This window comes from uncultured Bacteroides sp. (genome assembly GCF_937912035.1).
Classification (GTDB): domain Bacteria; phylum Bacteroidota; class Bacteroidia; order Bacteroidales; family Bacteroidaceae; genus Phocaeicola.
This window is the reverse complement of the sequence record NZ_CALDPF010000010.1, coordinates 1-19,189: the sequence shown is the minus strand read 5'-3', so window position 1 is coordinate 19,189 and position 19,189 is coordinate 1. Positions and strand designations below refer to the sequence as shown.

Annotated in this window: 21 protein-coding genes; 7 read left to right on the top strand and 14 right to left on the bottom strand. The window is 38.7% G+C overall.

The window, feature by feature from the left end:
* Nucleotides 1-8: 8 nt before the first annotated feature.
* The 6 genes from Q0486_RS01560 to Q0486_RS01535 form a co-directional block, all read right to left on the bottom strand.
* A complete protein-coding gene (locus Q0486_RS01560) occupies nt 9-2,033 on the bottom strand; it encodes a class I SAM-dependent DNA methyltransferase (protein WP_299229781.1) in 2,025 nt (674 codons plus the stop codon).
* A 7-nt stretch (nt 2,034-2,040) separates the two neighbouring features.
* On the bottom strand, nt 2,041-3,306 hold the full coding sequence (locus tag Q0486_RS01555; RefSeq protein ID WP_299229778.1) for a hypothetical protein: 1,266 nt from the start codon (nt 3,304-3,306) through the stop codon (nt 2,041-2,043).
* Nucleotides 3,307-3,321: 15 nt separating this feature from the next.
* Complete coding sequence (locus tag Q0486_RS01550) at nt 3,322-5,748, bottom strand: GHKL domain-containing protein (protein WP_299229776.1); 2,427 nt, start codon at nt 5,746-5,748, stop codon at nt 3,322-3,324.
* Between the two features lie 18 nt (nt 5,749-5,766).
* Nucleotides 5,767-6,840: a WYL domain-containing protein gene (locus Q0486_RS01545; RefSeq protein ID WP_299229774.1), complete on the bottom strand. Its 1,074-nt coding sequence runs from the start codon at nt 6,838-6,840 to the stop codon at nt 5,767-5,769.
* Between the two features lie 49 nt (nt 6,841-6,889).
* Entirely contained in the window at nt 6,890-7,099 is a 210-nt protein-coding gene (locus tag Q0486_RS01540; protein WP_299229771.1) for a helix-turn-helix transcriptional regulator, read from the bottom strand.
* Between the two features lie 153 nt (nt 7,100-7,252).
* Nucleotides 7,253-7,474 carry a hypothetical protein gene (locus Q0486_RS01535; RefSeq protein ID WP_299229768.1) on the bottom strand — a complete coding sequence of 74 codons (222 nt, stop codon included), beginning with the start codon at nt 7,472-7,474 and terminating at the stop codon, nt 7,253-7,255.
* Between the two features lie 434 nt (nt 7,475-7,908).
* Between Q0486_RS01535 and Q0486_RS01530 the strand changes: the two genes are divergently transcribed.
* From Q0486_RS01530 to Q0486_RS01520, 3 genes are all read left to right on the top strand, one after another.
* The gene (locus tag Q0486_RS01530; protein ID WP_299229765.1) at nt 7,909-8,268 is read left to right on the top strand and encodes a hypothetical protein; all 360 of its coding nucleotides are present in this window, start codon (nt 7,909-7,911) and stop codon (nt 8,266-8,268) included.
* 99 nt (nt 8,269-8,367) lie between these two features.
* A complete protein-coding gene (locus tag Q0486_RS01525; RefSeq protein WP_299229762.1) occupies nt 8,368-8,607 on the top strand; it encodes a hypothetical protein in 240 nt (79 codons plus the stop codon).
* A 3-nt stretch (nt 8,608-8,610) separates the two neighbouring features.
* A complete protein-coding gene (locus tag Q0486_RS01520) occupies nt 8,611-8,751 on the top strand; it encodes a hypothetical protein (RefSeq protein WP_299229759.1) in 141 nt (46 codons plus the stop codon).
* Here Q0486_RS01520 and Q0486_RS01515 read toward each other — a convergent pair.
* Nucleotides 8,748-8,969 (bottom strand): helix-turn-helix domain-containing protein, encoded by a 222-nt coding sequence (locus Q0486_RS01515; RefSeq protein WP_055298265.1) that lies wholly within the window; start codon nt 8,967-8,969, stop codon nt 8,748-8,750. The genes Q0486_RS01520 and Q0486_RS01515 overlap by 4 nt on opposite strands.
* 761 nt (nt 8,970-9,730) lie before the next feature.
* Between Q0486_RS01515 and Q0486_RS01510 the strand changes: the two genes are divergently transcribed.
* Nucleotides 9,731-10,291: a ribonucleotide-diphosphate reductase subunit alpha gene (locus Q0486_RS01510; RefSeq protein ID WP_299229754.1), complete on the top strand. Its 561-nt coding sequence runs from the start codon at nt 9,731-9,733 to the stop codon at nt 10,289-10,291.
* Nucleotides 10,292-10,295: 4 nt separating this feature from the next.
* Complete coding sequence (locus tag Q0486_RS01505) at nt 10,296-10,784, top strand: SLOG family protein (protein WP_299229940.1); 489 nt, start codon at nt 10,296-10,298, stop codon at nt 10,782-10,784.
* Nucleotides 10,785-10,906: 122 nt separating this feature from the next.
* Here Q0486_RS01505 and Q0486_RS01500 read toward each other — a convergent pair whose 3' ends face one another.
* The 5 genes from Q0486_RS01500 to Q0486_RS01480 all read right to left on the bottom strand — a co-directional run bounded on the left by Q0486_RS01500 (nt 10,907) and on the right by Q0486_RS01480 (nt 16,194).
* The gene (locus Q0486_RS01500; protein WP_299229751.1) at nt 10,907-11,800 is read right to left on the bottom strand and encodes an Abi family protein; all 894 of its coding nucleotides are present in this window, start codon (nt 11,798-11,800) and stop codon (nt 10,907-10,909) included.
* Between the two features lie 180 nt (nt 11,801-11,980).
* A complete protein-coding gene (gene dnaG, locus Q0486_RS01495) occupies nt 11,981-15,274 on the bottom strand; it encodes a DNA primase (protein WP_299229748.1) in 3,294 nt (1,097 codons plus the stop codon).
* A complete protein-coding gene (locus Q0486_RS01490; protein ID WP_299229745.1) occupies nt 15,271-15,474 on the bottom strand; it encodes a DNA-binding protein in 204 nt (67 codons plus the stop codon). Before Q0486_RS01490 ends, dnaG begins: the two co-directional genes overlap by 4 nt.
* A gap of 195 nt (nt 15,475-15,669) precedes the next feature.
* Nucleotides 15,670-15,984 (bottom strand): hypothetical protein, encoded by a 315-nt coding sequence (locus tag Q0486_RS01485; protein ID WP_299229741.1) that lies wholly within the window; start codon nt 15,982-15,984, stop codon nt 15,670-15,672.
* Nucleotides 15,985-16,002: 18 nt separating this feature from the next.
* Nucleotides 16,003-16,194 (bottom strand): hypothetical protein, encoded by a 192-nt coding sequence (locus Q0486_RS01480; RefSeq protein ID WP_299229738.1) that lies wholly within the window; start codon nt 16,192-16,194, stop codon nt 16,003-16,005.
* A gap of 184 nt (nt 16,195-16,378) precedes the next feature.
* On the opposite strand from Q0486_RS01480, the gene Q0486_RS01475 reads away from it, so the two are divergent.
* Complete coding sequence (locus Q0486_RS01475; RefSeq protein ID WP_299229735.1) at nt 16,379-17,572, top strand: hypothetical protein; 1,194 nt, start codon at nt 16,379-16,381, stop codon at nt 17,570-17,572.
* 12 nt (nt 17,573-17,584) lie between these two features.
* Entirely contained in the window at nt 17,585-18,037 is a 453-nt protein-coding gene (locus tag Q0486_RS01470) for a helix-turn-helix transcriptional regulator (RefSeq protein ID WP_032595873.1), read from the top strand.
* Between the two features lie 467 nt (nt 18,038-18,504).
* Here the strand turns inward: Q0486_RS01470 and Q0486_RS01465 are convergent, their stop codons facing one another.
* Entirely contained in the window at nt 18,505-19,005 is a 501-nt protein-coding gene (locus tag Q0486_RS01465; protein WP_299229732.1) for a D-Ala-D-Ala carboxypeptidase family metallohydrolase, read from the bottom strand.
* Between the two features lie 2 nt (nt 19,006-19,007).
* Nucleotides 19,008-19,189 (bottom strand): hypothetical protein (locus Q0486_RS01460; protein WP_299229729.1); only part of this gene is annotated, 182 nt, incomplete at its 5' end.

The window sequence follows — 19,189 nt, the reverse complement described above, 5'->3', positions numbered from 1 at the left end:
ATTTGTAATTAGATATTGATACTATCATCTAACGATCTCAATTCTGCTAAAATTTCATCAACCGAACGAAGTGGACGGTATTTATAGAATATACGTGTAAATGGAAATTCCACACCGAGTTTGTCTTTGGTGCGGTCCATCCATACTTCGGGAGCGTATGGCAGAACCTCTTGGGCAAAATATTCGTCTATATCTTGCTTTTGAGGAATTTTTTCAGTGTCGTTCAGATTCGTATCTGCAACAAAATCACTCTTTACATCCAATGGCTTCTCGTGTACTTCGGGCGCCTCTTCGCTGATAGTACCGAACATCATACGCAACAATTTTAATTCAGTTGCTGTATATTTTATTTTCTTGGTTTTCAAATAAGCAAAGAATTCACAATCGGAGCGTTTTTTATCAATTCCATCTATCTCGCTTACCATTTTCAGGATGGCATTCTTCTTCGCATCCGCATCAAAATTTTCGTCTTCGCGCAGCTCCGCATATTTCTCCGTGATGTTTTCATACCATAGGCGCAATGGGCGACGAGTTACTACGGTAGTATAACGGAAGTCGTCGTAATCTAACAGACGTGCTACCTGAAGTTGCTCTACTTTACCCGTTTTTTCGTATACAATATCACGGATGGCATCCTTATATTCTCTATACATCCCTAGAATATCATCTTCTTTCGCAATCTCAAAACGCTTTTTACCTAAATTCTTTTGCAGCAGTTTGGTGTACTCTGTATGAGCAGCATTAATAAACAATACCTTATTGAGCCGTTCGGCAGGGCGTTTGTTGTCGAGAATCCAAAGATAAGTAGTAATATCGGTACCATAGAACAGATTCTTAGGTAATGCCACAATGCAGTCAAGCAAGTTACGGTCAAGTAACATTTTACGAATGTTACTCCAGCCACTACCAGCCTCACCATTAAACAAGGGAGATCCATTCAGAACAATACCAATACGAGAACCTTTTTGATTATCCATCTTGGAAATCATGTGTTGGAGGAATAGCAAAGAACCGTCATTACTGCTTGGCAATCCTGCTTCAAAACGTCCTCCGAGACAATTATCATCCATCACACGCTTTTTTACACGTTCATCTTTGCCCCAATCCATTCCAAATGGTGGGTTTGCAAGCATAAAGTTGAATGTACTTCCCTCTAATTTGTCATCGCCCAATGTATCACCACGGAATAACTGTCGGTCCAGATTTTGGTCCTCACCCTTCATTAAAAGGTCTGATTTGCAAATGGCATAGGTCTTTTCATTCAACTCCTGTCCATACAAATACACTTTTAAATCTTTACGACCGGAAATTTCTTGTAAATATTCACGTCCGGCAGTCAACATACCACCGGTTCCACAACAAGGATCGTAAATAGAAAATGCACGTCCAGGTTCATACAACTCATTCTCTTTACCGCACATTGTAAGTGATACCAGTAAACGAACAATTTCACGCGGTGTATAGAATTGGCCGGCTTTCGTATTGCTGGACTCTTTTGAACGGCGGACTACAATTTCAAACACAGTTCCCATCATGGAATTACTTACTACATTAGGGTGAAGGTCTGCTCGTTGCACAAAAAGCTGGATAACAGAGAATAGCTTGTCGTGACGTTCTAATCGGCTGTAAATTGGAGAGAGATCGAGCGTTTCGCTTGATGTATCAGTATGAACAAAGTTTGCAAGTATATCTTTCACATTATCAGTGAATCCGTCTAGATAAGTTTGGAAAGATGCTCCTATTTGGTCAGGTGCACCCAACAAACGCTCCAAAGACAATCCAGACTTGTTAAAGAATGTCAGTTTATGCTGTTTGAGCAGACTCTTTAATTTGATATCTTGCATAAGGATCGGCTTGTCCTTGATGGCATTCATTTCTTTCATAATGGCATCTCGGTGTTCATCGAGGACACAGTCAAGACGGCGCAAAAGAGTAAACGGAAGAATTACGTCTTCCACCTCTGCATCATCATATAGATTTCGGATAATCTCTTTAATATCCCATATCACATTAGCTAATTCCTGTTCAGTCATATATCTTTTATTTTTCAATTTTTACTTTGGCATAATAGGGAAAGACATCAGTATCTTTCCCATTATTTTGATTAACATCAATTATTGTAGCATAGCTTCCAACATATTTTTCAAAACAAGGAGCTAATCTGCAATTCAGAATGTATGGACCACTTTCTCCCTTCTGAACCAAAGCTTTTTGACCGACTGGAGAGTTGGTTAGGGTATTATTGGGAGAGGTAGGTACAGTCACAACTTTTTTCATCCCTTTATTTGCTTCCTTGTCTGAATGGCTGTCGACAAATGAACCGAAGCACTTAATGACATGGCATAACTGTAGTACATACGAAAAATAAAGTTCCTTTTCGTTTTCAGAAATTTCTAGATCCTTATCATCTATAGTGTAGGGGTGCTCCTCATTTGTATGAGAATCAACATTTGTGAAATTTAGTATCTGTAGTGTAATATTGCCAATAGATTTAGGAAATATCGTATCGCTTTCATTACCATAACGTAACCCACTGTGCTTCGTTTCTAATCCAGACATATAACGATTGGATTCAAGCAAATTTAGCTGATTATCACGTTCAAAACACTCTAATGGTAATAAGCCATAATTATATGCGGAACGAAAGATATACTCCATAACCTTGCGAAGAGGATTGCCCTCGTATTTAAATTGCCAATTATCAGCAGGATAGTAGAATGCGCAGAGCATATCCATCATAATAGTACGAGCTTCCTTACATATTAGTTTTCCTTCGCCAAGATACTTAAAGACATCTTTAAAGTTAAACGCTATAATATTGGCATTTTGGCTTTTGGCGACTTTTACAATGTTTGTAAACATTACATCCACAGAATTTTGTGAATTATCTATGGCATCTTTTAGATATACTAAATTCCCCCATTCTTCCTTATGTGTAGCATGGTCGCGCTGCGCTATTTGAACAATATCATCAAACTTGCTCATTGTTCCAGCAGACAGTATATACCAAGGTATAGTTTGTCTTTTCTCACCAAACATACGGGCCAGTGACGATACAACAGATGGGATAAAAAGCTCATCGGTCTTGCTGTCATTTTTACCGTATTTGCAATTCGCATCAAGAATAATAGCAGAATAGGACTTGAAATTCCTTTTTAACTCCAGTTCGGCTTCTTCCCAATTTGTAAATGGAACGAGTTCTATACCTTTTTCGTCTGCAACACTTTCAAAACCGGTTGCAAAAATCTCGTCTTGTGTTCCACTAAGATCATCAACCCACAAAACTTTATATTTAATATCACACATAATACTCTAAATTAGTTAAAATGAAGCAATAATGTTGTTTTTACGAAAGATAAGTTTATATGTAACAGAAAACTCATCTTCAGGATTGGATATAAATTTCGCGTCACCATCAAACTCCTGCATCAGTTTACGTACTTCATATCCTCCTATACCATAGTGTCCATTACCTTCTTTGGAAGAAATTCCATAGGTAAGTACACTTTCAGAGTCATAACCAGGAAGTAATGGTTTCCCATTGTTGGAGATATTCACAATGAAATTTTCTCCTTCTGTCATAATCTCAATTCTAACCATATTTTGAGAATTCGTTACACCTTCAAAACCATGACAACTGGCATTATTAATTATATTATCAAAAATAATGGTCAAAGCTTCAGGCGGAAAATGAACGTATCCTATTGGATCTCCTTTTGCAATTACAACTTCACCATTTAGATCGGTAATTGCCTGCTGGGCACGATTTGATATTGCATCAAAGACATATTGAAAAATAGGACTTGGATTTTTCTGAATATAGTCTTCAATAAAATCAGTTAATGAAATTTCACGGCATTGCATACCATATCCGCTATCCAATTTGCTAATTTTTGTCTGCAACTCCTGCATGATAGCTTGTAGATTTGAATAAATATCAGTAACCTTAGTTTTATGGATTGTACCAACAACGGCATTATCATCCACAACCCCATTGCCATCTCTACGAGCACGTTGCAATACTTTCATCCAGTTATTCAGATTGAAAATAGTCTGTCCTATAGCATGCTTTTTCATGTGAATATCGCGGCGAAAGGATTCTGCAGACTCTAATAGTTGACGGTCGGATTCGGTCAAGCTGCTTCTTGTATCTTCCTTGCATAGACTCTCCTGTTTTGCAATACGGGAGGGCGCAAGAATTGATATAGACAAAAAGTCTGGTTGAGTTAAACGTGGTATCACACTGCCTATTGACAATCTGTTGGCTTGTAATTCTGTTTCCTTAGCCATAATACAGCGAAGTAAAAAGTCTTCAGTAATGGCTTTGGATTTTAACTTCACGGCAAAAATCTCCGGTCTTAATGCCACCGGTTCAGTTTTAGATACCCCGTGCAGTCTTCCTACCTTAAACTTTCCGCCTATGAACCATATTAATAGGCAATCTGACGTAAGTATTCTATATCCTATTCTTCTATCAGAAACAGGTATCTCTTTACGATAAATATCACAATTCAGATAGGAGGATGAAAGTTCCTTTATACTTATAAAAGCAATATCTCTTTCCTCTGCTATTCTGTTTGTTACAATACCACTAAAAGGAACTATATCAACAAGATCTGCCAATTTGAATAATTTTTCCCCATCATTGGCTTTAGGAAGAATATAATTTATAAGGTATCGAGAAGGTTGAAGGTTTATATCGCCTGATAAATCCTCAGACTTACCAATCCATACATATTTCTCATCCTGTTTTGATATAGTCTCAATAATACTGTCAGCCTTCAATATATTTTGCTTCCAACCAGCCAAATCTTTCGATGCAGAAAAAGTATCATCTCTGGCATCTACAAGACATATTGTACCTTTATCATCTTTTTTAAGGCACAGAAGGCACATAGGAATAGAGGCATATGGCTTGAACAATGGTGGTAAAGATATAACAATAACAGAATACCAATTCGCACTTTTCTTTAGAATTGACTCACGAAATTCTAACCAATCTCTTCCATAACAAAATGATATCGGTAATAGACAATAAAGCTCTCCATTATCTTTAAGAGTATTTTGTGCAAGGAGAAGGAAAGTATTTGCGATGTATCGCTCTTCACGCCCAAACAGCATAGGAGGAAAAGAGAATATATAATCATATTGTGGTGAAGATACTTTACTGTTATCATCACGAACCAGACAATCTCTACACCTCAAATTAGCTACAATGCCTTGAGATAAGAGCAAAATCTTAGAATATGCCCAAACTTCTGTACTAATCTCATCTGCATCATAATGGCATGAGGTTGACTGATATAAGGCAAAGGAACAAGTACCAGCAAATGGTAAATAAATATTACTATCAGTCTTACAATCAGCTATTTTAAGACACATATTTACCAAATCAATTGGAGCTAAAAAGTCACTTGCTCCATCTTGAAATCCTGCAATCGTTGATTTTCTTCTGTTACCTGAAGAGCTATAGAATATATCATCATGCTGATGACAATACATAGCAAGAGCTGAATATTCTGAAATAAGAATATCAATTTCATCATCGGTATAGTAATCACCTAAATTTATTAGGTATTTTTCTAAAATATGTAATAGTTCGGTATCTGCATTTGCAGTGCGGCTATATACTGAAATCAATAATTTTTTCAGTATATTATCATCAAATGGACTTTTAGCACGAGAAAGGTTTACGTAATGATTTACGAGAGTCTGCGCTTTAGAAGAAAGAGAAACAAACTGTATCATGTCTACAAAAAATTTAAATTAAACGTCCATTGTCTTGTTGGTTTTGCAAAGTTCGGCCTTTTCTATGCAAAAGTTCTGCATAGAAAAATATTTTTTCATACAGTCTGCTATTTTTTTTGCAAAAGTTTTTCTAAACCATGCGGGAGAGAGGACTTCCACATCAGGGCCAAAAGAAAAAATCTGTTGTTCTAACTCCAAAGTATGATATAATTTTAATGATATAATACAGTCATCTTCACTTATCGTTTTCTGTGATTTATGTATAGGCTTTGATATTACATACTTGAAGCGTCTAGGAGAGAATTTCAACTGAAATTCTTCCAATTTGGCCTCTGTTTCATACGGTACAGTTACACCAACTACGTGATCGAAATAAGTATTGAAATCAATTTTTTCATTTTTTCTGAAAAACAGGTTGCTATTTGATACACTTTGAATACGATCAAAAGCAAGGCTCTTTATCCTTTCCTCTTTTTCATCAAGTCCAAATAGAAACCATCTCCCGTTATATTGTTTCACAAAATACGGATGTAATGTATGTTGATGATAATTGCCATTAGCCGAAATATATTCAATATCCAATGGTTGATGGCTGATTGTCGCATCAATAATATCAGAAAGATATTCAATACCTTTTAATTGCTCATTCTGCCCAAATGAAACGAGATTCTCAGCATTACTTTTTACACCAAATCTTAATTCAAGGTTTGAAATGACTTCTTCTAGCCAGCCATTAGAAGGTAGCCCTCTATATTTGCTCAACATTTCAATGGTAGCACGAAGATTTTGCACTTCTGCTACAGAAAGTTCATTCTTGAAGATAGAGAAATTAGGTTCAGAGTAACGATAGTAACATTTTTTTCCATCATATTTAATTGCTTCAAGATATATTCCGTCAGGAAGCATTTTACGAATAGCATTAATATCGCCACGCAACTGACGTTCCATAATCATAGACTTACATCCATTTGTATCATAAAGTCTATCGTTAACTTTTTCTAATAATTCTTTGATATTATATTTATGACGAAAATCACTAAAGCATCTATCTAAGACTTGAAACCGATAATCTGCATTTTTGTTTTTGGGCATATTAAGTTACCTCATCATTAAATTGTTTTTAATACTTAAATATCTGATTCTATTTAGTAGAATTTAGTAGGTCTTTAACATCTACTTCTAAAGCTTTTGCAATCAGTAATAAGGTTTCCAATCCAGGCTGAGAAGTGTTAGTACACCATTTAGAAACTGTAGCTGGATCCTTACCAAGTTGTTCTGCTAGCCATTTGTTGGTTCGTTTCTTTTCTACCAGCACCACTTTAATTCGATTTATATCCTTCATCGTTTCCACATTATTGATGATTATTTTTCCTACATTACAAATGTAATTAATAAAACTCTAATACACATCATTCAAACAAGGTAATTTACAATAAAAATTGCGAATTATATCAATTATTTGAAGTTCTCATGCTTTACAATTTAAGTCATGAGACAGGAACGGCTAATTACCTTGAATACCCATCTTAAAATACAGGCAAGCTGTTCCGACTGTTCGTATTTCATACGATGCCGGAACAAATTGCCTTATGCAACGGAAACTAACCGGCTGACTTGCTTCGTATCCCGATACCAGGCAAGTTTCACCCGACAGGTTCATACAATCATGCAGATAAATCAGGACAGTTACCAAAGACAGAGCCTTTAAGGTTGCGCTGCTCTTCACTTCAAAGGCCCTGACATTGGCAACCGGTTACCGGTGGTTTGTCTGAAAACAGATACTATGCTCTTCAGAAATCTTTGAATACTGAATATCAGGAAATCATTGGAGCATCATAGCCGGAACCGTTTCTTATGTGCAAAGATACTTCGGACTGGAGTAACGCCAAGTGACGCTTGCGCTTTCAGTCTGAGGACTTGACGGCAGCCTTCCGCAAATTTTCTCATGCTTCAAAAATTTGGGTATTCCGTCTGCATTCTCTGACTTCACACTTGTCTTTTTCTCCCTTTGGTCCGCAGTCACAAATGCACATAAAACGGTTTTTCCCAGCCATAAAGCTCAATGAGTTTTACTGGAGGGAAAAGAACTGGAACTTCAAAATCAAGTGTTATGCAAACAAAAAGAATGAGTATCAAACAATCTTTTAATTTTTAACTGATATGTGCAGATTGATGACAACACAACTGGCGGAAGCTCTGGAGGGTTATCCGCTCTACTCCCAGGACGGCAAGGGAAAAGAAGCTGTTTGTCGTGCGGTTTTTGCCCTTGGTTCTGTAAAGTGGTTTATCCTTGAAGGAAACAGGGAGGATGACGATGTGATTCTATTCAGTATCGTAGTCGGACTCATGGAGGATGAATACGGGTATGTTTCCCTCAATGAGCTTTCGGATGTGGAGCTTGACCTGAGTGCTCAGGGACTTGGCAAGCTTCAGGTAAGACAGCAGCAGAACTTTAAGCCCGTTCCGCTGAAACAGATTCAGGACAGCAGGCTTCAGGATTTTCTTGCAAGGTTTGAATAGGCTGTATGAAAACAGAAGTGGCCGGTCCAATCCGTCACGGACAAGACCGGCTGCTTATTATAGCAGGTAAATGAAAACAAAACTATAATTATATGGTAAATGGAAAATTGTCGTAATATTTTTAATATCTCTATCCGGCATGGGTGGAGCGTTTCTATGGAAAACATGGATGGAATTCGGTTTCTCAATTTCAAACGAAAGACTTCGAGCGGTGTGCCGTTCTGCTTTACCATTGAAGCCGGTGACTGTACAGCCGGCTGGATAGCAAAAGAAATATTCTCTTTCGTCAGTGCCGTTGTTCCTGAGAAATGTGCAAAGGAATGGATGATTCAGTCATGAGTAATGGAAGCGTCGGAGTTCCTTCAGGCCATGGCTGACATGGAGGATGTCAGGCTAAGGGCAAGGCTGCTGGCTCTTGAACTTGCTGCTATGAATGCCCAATATAATGTCCTGGATACCATTCCATGGGACAGACTGAACTAACGGTGTTCCTTACGCTTGCGGCCACGTTTGGGCAGACCGGTTTCCTTGTAGGCTATCAGGTCGATTCCTCTGAACACCCTTTTTGCCTTGTCAGGTATCTTCAGGAAAGCCAGCGGCTTTTCCAGATAACGGATATAGGCATAGATGGTGCAGCGGTGAACACCCAGGTAGCGTGCTGCCTCCTTTACTGAATATGTCTTTTCCGGAACGACTTTCATTATATCTCATGCTGGTTAATCTTTTCGTTTATGGGATACTGCAAATGTAAATAACTGATTATTAGCTGTCAATACGTCAAATATGGGATTATTCCGGAGATTGTGGGATTTGTATGGATTATATGTTACCTGTCATATTCAATACAGCAGGTTTGGCGATTGATAGCGAATCTTTTTTATGAAAATCAGGAAGGAATATATTTGATAGTTGACAGCGTTGACAGCAAATCCAATGAAAATCCGGTATAAAGTCAGTCTGGGAAATTACTGTAATACAGTACATTATATTCTTTCTGATTTTTCTTATAAAGAATAGAGTATTATAATGTGTCAACGTTTGGCTATGGATTTTTAGCGGACAGAAAATTGTGGCTACACTTGTCAACGTTTGTCAACGTATGATTTCTATATGAAGTGTCTGATACACTGATAGATACTCTCTGTCAACACTGTCACCCCTGAAACGGGTGCATTTTATTATCTGAAAACATCTGATGCGAAAGGGATACATGGTTATACTAATGTACCATTATAGCCACAGGTTTGTTCAGCATGCCTCTGCAGATATTTTTTTGCAAAGGTATCTCCGGCATTGCAAACGTCAAACACAGGGCTGAAAATCTTCCTCAAACGGGGTTGAGCATATTTTCAGCTTCCCTTGTAGTTTGCCATATTGAATGCCTGCGCTTCTGAGAACTGCAAAAAATATCCTTCGGGCAAGTTGAAAAACTTGCTGACAGAAGGGAAAAAAATCAGAGCGTATGGTACAGATGGACGAAAGCATCAGAAAGCAGTTGGAAAAGCCACAGACATGGTTCTGCAAGTATTTTCCCAAACGTATTCAGAATGTGGGCGAGAAGGAAATCGCCGGCAGACAGTTAGTCTATGACTTCAAGGATGGAAGGTCTTATGAAGCGGTAGCACAGATGACGGCAGCAAGAATGATTGAGGAACACGGAAATGGATGTTCTCAGTTGGTATTCATTCCGGTTCCGGTATCATCAGTAAGAAAGAATGAAATCAGGTACATGGACTTCTGCAAAAGGGTATGTGAACTCACAGGAGCAATAAACGGATATGACCATGTAAGGGTATGCGGAGAAAGACTTGCTATTCATGAAAACCACAAGGCTGAAAAGGAAATCAGAAAGGTGAGTATCATCGAGTTTGAAGAAGAGTGGTTCAGAGGTAAGGCAGTAATAGTCTTCGATGATGTAATAACACGCGGAATCAGTTTCGGTATGTATGCGAATCAGCTGGAGAGTTTCGGAGCGAATGTCATTGAAGGCATCTTCCTTGCAAGAACTCATTATAAAGAATAGAACTATGAACGGAATATTATCAGAAAAATCAAAGTCACTGGCTTTCACGGGACACAGAACTGTTCCCATAGAAAGGCAGGATGAAATAAGGGCACGGCTTGTTGAAGCCGTGTCCGTCGCCTGCAAATCGGGTATAACCTGCTTCTATTCAGGCATGGCCATGGGATTCGACATGCTGGCCGCTGAAACAGTATTATCACTGAAGGGAAGGTATCCGGATATACGGCTCATTGCCGTTGTTCCTTTCAGAAGACAGAACTGCCGATGGCCTTCAATTGAAAAGGAACGTTATCAGAATATAGTTTCCAGGGCTGACCGGGTTATCGTATTGAGTGAACACTATTTTCACGGGTGTCTTCTAAGGCGCAATGACTTCATGCTGGAGCATTCATGTGGCGTGATAGCCTTTTATGACGGCAAACCTTATGGTGGAACATTCTACACCTGCAGGGAGGCAATGAAGAAAGGCATGGACATAGTAAATCTGTACTGAAAACCAGTCAGTGTTATACTGAAAATATTATAAATGAGATGCAATAGAAAACTTAACATCTCATTTATAATACTTATATCTGAATAGCTAAATATTTTTGAATAAACAATATACGATGCAAATCAACTTTCCCAAAGGGGTTGTTCCAACCAGTTATCAACGAATCCCATAGCTTGTGTGTCAATCATCGGATATTTTTCCAAAAGGACTAAAAGATTCTGCTTGAAATCATTATCAGGCCGTATTATGTCTATAAAATGTTTCAATATGCATAGTGTAAAGAAGACTCGTCCCTGTTGTACATCATCTTCCAACCAAGGTCTGAGCGGTCTTGTCATGGTGAGAGCACGTAAAGATAAAGAACGGTTCCACAATCTTGCATGATGACAGCATGAATTACGGGTAAGCGTAATAATAGTCATCCAGGAAATGAACACGGGAACAGATAAGCCAAAATATCTGGCTATTTTTTTGCGAATCTGATTACTTGAAATATTCTCATAGACTCTGGTAAGAGTTCCTAATGGAATAATCTCCGCAATCATCCATGATGGAGGGTATGGTTCCTCGTATGACTCCTTAAAATGAAGAATGAAATCTTCACGACTGGCCTGAATTTCCTTATCCACAAGTTGTATAGTCTTATTAAACTTTTCACTGTTCGCAAAATATTCAGGTTTGGACATCCAGAACACATCTTCAGTTTCTTCACAGGCTATATTCGTTATGGCACTTCTTACTGCTATTTCGATACGTTCTATCTGATTGAATAAAAGCAGACGTAATTCACGGTCAAACTCATATAAACTGAGTGCTTTATCTAAAGTACTGTCAATCTTATAAATATGTTCTGATTTCGGAGCTTTTAAAAAGGGATATAAATATCCGGATAACCGGTAATAACCAATAGACCGTAATATATGTTCAGCATTTTCCGTGTCAGAACAATCAAGTCCACGATTTTCTAAAATTACCAGAAGCTCGGATGGGGATGAATATTGTTTGGTGTATCTCATATATAAAAAACGACCCGCCGATTTAAGCATTGTGAAGAGGCTTGGCGGGTTCTTGTGTTGCAAAGATATGTAAAAATCATGATTAAACAAAATATTCTGCTGATTTTCATATCCAAAACAAGCTTCTTCTTTATTTTTTTATTTATATCAATCTCCTTTATTACATATATGACCTGATGATTAAAATGATAAATCCTGTTGTACCGGAACTGAAGGCTGAGAATCTGATCTGTCAGACAAAACTTCCTTCATGTCCTGCACTTCAGCCACAACCTCAGTCTCAAGATCCAGCCCGAAAGTCTCTTTCAGTTGGAGATAATCAAAGCATAATGCCTTCGGTCGGTTTACCTTTACCTTTTTAACCTGCTCTCCATTTACAATGTCAATGGTATAGTCTGGAAGTCCGCTTGGCAGAAGTATGGTGAATCTGTCCTGTTTCAGACCCAGGTATGAAGCATGGGATTTCAGGTAGGACATGATGGTGGACCAGTTCGAGCGGTTGGAGGTGGAACCTGCATTCCGGCTGTTGAACAGTGATGCTACGGCTGCTGTGTTCAGATAGAGAATCGGACGTGCCTCCTTAAATTCTATATCTTCCTTGACAGACAACGGACGGAAGGATTTCATATACCTTATACGATAATGTGCCTTCTCAATACATTTCCCTGAAGTCTGGAATCCTTGAAGCATACTCCAGAAGTCCGCTATTTCCGAACTTTCCTGAGCCAGTTCATTCTGGTTGCGTATTCCCCTGACTGCCGTATCAAACAATTCTGCATAGCTGAAAGGCACGTCAATTACTGTCTCCAGTGTTCTGAAGGTGGCCAGTGGAATAACCCAGTTCCCGAATATACGGTCATGGATGGTTTCATTATCCAGTTTCGCAGCCAGCTCACGCTTGGTAATGGAGTATATTTCCGGAAAGTTCTTCTCAAACAGTTCCCGGTGTCCCAATATCTCCAGGGTGAGGTGGGTAAGTCCCATGTTGCAGACTGATACGAGGTCTTCATAGGCTCTTTTCTCATTCTGGTTGAATGATGTCTTTGAAAAGGCAAGGAAGATGACACGGGTATAGAGTGCCATATCCTGTGTCGGCTTGTCCTGGCCGCAAAGGGCTACACCTGTAGTGACAATGGTCTGTGCTGCCATACCGTCCGTATTCGTATTCTTCTTGGTCTGGCCGCCACCGCCCCAAAGTCCTTTCAGATAGGCTATCTTGCGTATGTCGAGGTCGTTCTTGTATTCGTCCAGCACGGCAAGTGTATTGACGGCCTGTGATACACGGTCGTTCATGGCCGGTACGGAAGTTACTCCGAGATTGGGCGGATCAACTCCGTGCAGGAAGAAGGACTGGAGGGAAGTAGCCAGGGTTGTCTTACCGGTTCCTTTCTCACCGAAAAGGTTCAGGATGGGAAAGTGGCGGGTGCGTCTGAATATGATGTCACGGAAGAGGGTGGCAAGCAGATAGCAGAAGGCTACGCTTGCATTCTCACCGAACACTTCCATAAGTCTTTTTACGTAATCATACAGTTTTATCCCGTTACGGTTCTCATGTACCATGAGTCTTTCAAACTGGAATATCTCCGGATTGTTTAGATAGATTTTTGAAGTGGCCGGTATATAGAAGGCCTTGCCGTTGATTCCACGGACAATACCCAAATCATCAACGGCATTGAATGTACCTGCAAGGAATATTCCGTTACCGAAAGCGAAGAATCCTTCAGCCGCATTCCAGCCGAGCTTTCTGATACGTTCTGCCGTATCGGTCTTTGAGTACAGGTATTCCTTTACACGGTTGAGTTTGTCTATCTTGGCTAGCCATACATAGTTGCCCAGTGAGCCGACTTTCTGCTGGAAGTTGCTCAGTGAGCATAATTCTGACTCCTTCAGTTCTATGACCCTGCATACATTGTACATATTCCTCATACGGAAGATTCTGGTTCCGTTTATCTCATCCTCGATATGGAATAGCGGTTCCATGATGAAATTGGAGATTCTTGACGGTTCATCATCATCTTCACCGATGGAGTAGTAACAGTTTTCCCTGACGAACAGTCCGAACTGGCGAAGCAGTTCCGCTTCACGCTGCATCTCGTTCATGGCTGCAGGTTTGTCGTTCCTTCTCCTGGCTTCACCACGTGCCTGGGTAACGGCATCACGCCATAGCTTTACCTTCCCGTGCAGTCTGGAAAGCTGTTCTATGCACTGGTCATACACAAGCTGGTCTTTTATATAGCGCAACAGGTCTGCTATTTCCGCAACACACTTTCTTTCCTCTACCATGGAACTGGCTACCAGAAAACGTTTCTGTGCCAACCAGATGACAAAATGCTTTTCCGGAAGTGAAGTATAATCTTCCCTGCTGCGGATATAGCTGTCGGCATCATTCTTGGCATATTGTACTTCTCCTTCTGCCTCGGATGGTATTTCTGCAAAAGGAAGTTCCCTGACTGTTACATGGAATCCTTTTCTTATGGCTGCAGCCCCATTGGTCATCACCGCCTCAAATCCCGGTCCGTATGGCTTGCCTTCCGCAATATCTGAATCTGGAATGAAACAGAGTGAGGATACATACTTCTTCAGCTGCTCTAATTGGCTGTCACTCCAAGCTGTTCCAAGTGACGCTACTGTATTGTCGTATCCTATTGACTGCATTCTCAGGACATCAGGAGCACCTTCCACAATGATATAATAGTCGGCATCACGCAGTCTGGCTGCACGGTCAATACCGAATACTGTTTCTCCCTTGGAGTAAATCATGCTTGTTGCCGAGTTGATATACTTGGGAGCTTTCCTGTTGTCTCCGATATATCTGGCCGTATAGGCAATGATGCGTCCCCATCTGTTTCTCACGGGAATCATGATACGCTGTCGGAACATGGCGTATGTGTTGCCGTCCTCACCACGCTTGAACATGCCGAGTTCGTACAGCAGTTCTTCGTTCAGAGCCTTGCTTCTGCAGAAATCTATAAAGGCCTGACCATCTTTCGGTGCATAGCCTATTCCGGCAAAGGCACAGAACTCCTCATGCCACCGGCTGTATGCGTATGTCCTGGCATCAAGGCTCTCTTCCTTGTCTGTTGCTCTTAAATTTTGTAGGAAGAAGGTCTGGACTGTATCGAGAACTGTCAGAAGTGATTCATGGTGCCTAGCTTCGGCCATCTGTTCCTCACTGCGCTCTTCACTGATGTATTCTACCGGAATATTATGGTTTCTGGCAATAAATTCCACGGCGGTACTGAAGGAAAGGTTTTCCTTTTCCATTACAAACGTAATGGAATCACCGCCACGGTTACAGCTGAAACAGTGGAAGAGATTCTTGCTGGGAGTGACAGCAAAGGAACCGGTCTTCTCAGTATGGAAAGGACAAAGTCCCATCAGGGTTGAGCCTTTCCTGGATAGTCTGACATAAGGACTGAGTACGTCTTCTATGGCAAGTTCCCTTACTTTCCGTATGGTCGTTTCGCTTATCATAACGTACTGAGCAGGTTCCAACAATCGATTATTGACTGACCGGAGTATTTCGGACGGCTGACATTATTAGGATTGAGCGGTTGGATATATCCGTTATCTCTGTATTTTTTGAGTGTCTTGTTGCTGATACCGAGTTCAGCACAGGTGCGCTTGACTGAATAGACACCGTTTGGATCGCACGCTGGTCTGAGTTCTTTCATTATTATAAAATCATTATGAATGTGCGATACAAATACCTGTCCGACTTTATTTTAAACTATAAGCTGGCGAACAAAGGTTACTGACGCACATTCCTGTACCTATTATAATTGTTTTCTTTATATTTCATAGAGTATCACGGCTAAATTAAACACATATAGTTTACCACTATTAAAATATTAGCCATAATATGTTTATCATTTATCATTCTTGACCGATTTTTCTGCCTGTTTCGGCTGACTTTCATCAAAATAGTCCTGGGTGGTACGCTGCAGAAGCCTGAGGTCTGCTGTGCGGTATTCCACCTTACCCGGTCTTTTATAGGAAACCACCTTTCCCTGACGTTTCCACCGTTCTACATTCCTGCGACCAAAAAGTTCGTATGCCTTCCTCTGGCTGATGAATTCAGGATCATCCTTGTCAGCCTTCAATTGCCTGACAATTCTGGAGGAGAGATCATTCAGAAATGTTTCGTATGGTATAAGATGGTCCAGAAACTGTAATATTTTCATATAAACCTGATTTGGTTGCTATATTGTTCGTTTGACCGTAATGGTATGATTTTCCCTGTCAGTTCTGGTCTTGAACTGGCGGTTGTAGATGGCACCAAGTTCTGAGGCCTGTGTACGGACGCTTTTCAAACGTGAAATGGGGAATGAAACGGATTCACCTACTTCAAGGGCAACAAGTGCCGGACGGATTTTTTCTAAGTTTTTAGACATAATTGTTGGATGTTTAATATTTAATGTTTAACTTTGTATTCACCAAATGAATAGGTTACATTGCAAAGTAACATAAAATGGTTTATATAACCAAATATTTGTTTGATGATTTATTGTTTAAGATGTATTTTTTGAAACAAGTACATAATATGTACAATTTCAATATTACTATGTAGATAGAAAAATGAAAATACCCAACATAAAAAAAGATAATATAGTAGTTCTTCTTGCAAGTACCGTCGCTGGCGGTGTAAGCAAAGTAACAATTGATCAAATTGAACATTGGATTGATAAATCAAATAGGACAAAAGAATTCAAGGCTGTAATTAAAAAGACTAATAAAGAATTTACAGAATTAAAGCCTGTTTACGATGAGACAATTTTAGATAAAGATTCTATTATGAGACAATGCAAAACTGTTAACTTAGATTTTAAGTCGGCAGTTAGTCCCATTATTGCAACAGCAATACAAGATGGAATAATTTCCAATCATGGAAGAAATTTGCTCGAATGCGTTAATATACCAACTGATATGCTTCATGTTTGGAAAGATAACCCTAATATTTTTCATGGTTATCAAATGAAAGATGGACATTTTTATAAGCAAGGTAAATTTGTGTCAGCTTCATTTCCTACCCCTTTATTAGTATTTCAAATAACTTCCTTAGTTACAGGACTATATTTCCAAAATAAAATATCAGAACAATTATCTATCATAAACAAAAAACTTGATTTTTTAATAAATAACATATTTCAAAAAGATTATAGTATTATACAATCTAATTCCCAATGGATAAATGAAGTAAATCAATTAGAAAATTTTAAACCTGAAGATATCAGTAGTGCAGAACAAAGATTAGAAGATCTTAATAGACTAAGATGCGATTACAGGCAAAAATTTGAAAAGATTGATTTTTCCATAAATTATTTAGTTGGATCTAATTACTCTGAAATCAAAAAATGGAGAAATGCTTTTTCAAAAAGCTATATGTTAGAAATAATGGAAATAGCTTATGCAGCCGAAGTTGAATATCTATTGGTTAATATATTAATCAGTAAAATGTATTCAAACTACGATACTGATTATTATAAAGAACGTCTAGTACTATGCGCAAAGAGGCATAATCCAAACTTCTATTTTTTTTATGCTCCCAAATATTATGAATTAAAAAAGAAAATGGAAATCAACTTAAATGGTCTTGAAAATAAAGCTGAATATAAAAATGGTACAATAACAAATATTAAAAATGAAATTATGGACAATTTTTCGAATATCGAAAACAAATTTTCAAAAGTTAGTTCATTAGGCCCCAGGCAGTATATGTTAATAGAAAATGGAGAATGTATAGGTGTTTATACAGACATAAAGAATATATAATTTTAAACAAGTATGGATAATGACATAAAACACGTGCATGTAGGTCAGGCTATCGACAAAAGACGCAACGAGCTTGGATTAAGCAAATCTGAGCTTGGGCGCAAAATAGGTGTACCGCAGCAGCACATAAACCGCATACTGGAAAGGGAGACAATGGAAACGAGCAGGCTTATTAAAGTCAGCGAAGCATTGGACTTCAATTTCTTTTCCCTTTTCTGTCCGAAACAGCATCATATTTCGGCACATCTTGCAGCCGTTTCATTGGACGGTAATGCAAATAATTTGATAGGTGATGCAGAACTGGCCGTACAGTTATCCAGCGAAAAGAAAGAAACAGAGAACCTGAGGGAAACAATCAAGCTTCTGAAAGAGCAAATAGAGAGTCTGAACTCACAGATTTTACGTCTTGATTCAAACCTGAAGGATAAGGACGTGATTATTGAGCTATTGAAAGATAGGAAATAAACAATACTGAAATTTAAATGAATGCGTCATCTCGTTACAGAGAGAGGTCAAATCTTCATCCTTAATATCTATTGCAACTGCTCTAAGCATTGTATGTGATTATATCAAGATGCATACAGATTACATACACAAATATTGCATCTTATTGAAATACAGATATGTATTGGAGAGGCACAAGCTGCGATAGAATAATAATGCTAAGAAAGTAGCAGCTTTAGAAAAAAGTCATACCAAAGCGCATACACTTCACATACACCGGTAATGTAACCTATTGGGAAATAATCGTTTATGAAAGTGGCGCAGGCAGCTATTGAGGAAGCATAATAAACCAAAATAGATAAATGCAATTACAAAGGCTGATACATTTTTTTGTATCAGCCTTTTGTCGTTTTTTGTAGAAACAATATTTTGTTTGTTATTGGTAAAATATGGATTATATGAATAATATAATAGTGTTTAGTATTATTCTATTTCCGCAAAACCATTTTCCTGTTCCCGCCACCCCTTTTCAAAGACAAATGCAAGAAACGTTTCTTCTTATAAACAATAGCCTGGTCAAACTCCAGCCCCGAGTCGAGAAGAATTTGAAGCAGAAATTCAGGACCATCCGTACAATAACAATCCGCAGCTTCACCTTTAACGTGTTGGCTCGTCGGAACACCGCCAACAAGGCGGTTAAGCTCTTCGCAACGATAACCACTTGTGACATGAATAGGTTTCCCAAGCTTATCACGCAAAGGCTGCAAAAGATTTTTACAAAGATTTTTGAGGTTTTCCAAACTTTTTTCATCAGGGCTATTGTCTATTGCATTTTCAATAGCTGTCTGGGAATGGGTGAGTTCGGATAAGTTGAAATTTGGAGATAATATAATTATATTGTATAACATATAAAATAAATTTGGAGAAAAAGAGTTTATATTTATATTCGCATATCGATTTAACAAAACGTATGTAAAATCGTTTTTCATAGTTAAGGCTTGAATAAACGAGTATCATTATCAGCTGTGAAGCTGGAGTGGTACAATTTCATAGTTAAGGTTTTGGTAGAGGGAACAGCCATTTGGTTGTTCCCTCGTTTTTTTGTTTCATTTTTGTTCCATTGGATTTGCAATCCAATGGATATTTTATCGGGATTTGTAATCCCGTTTCCAA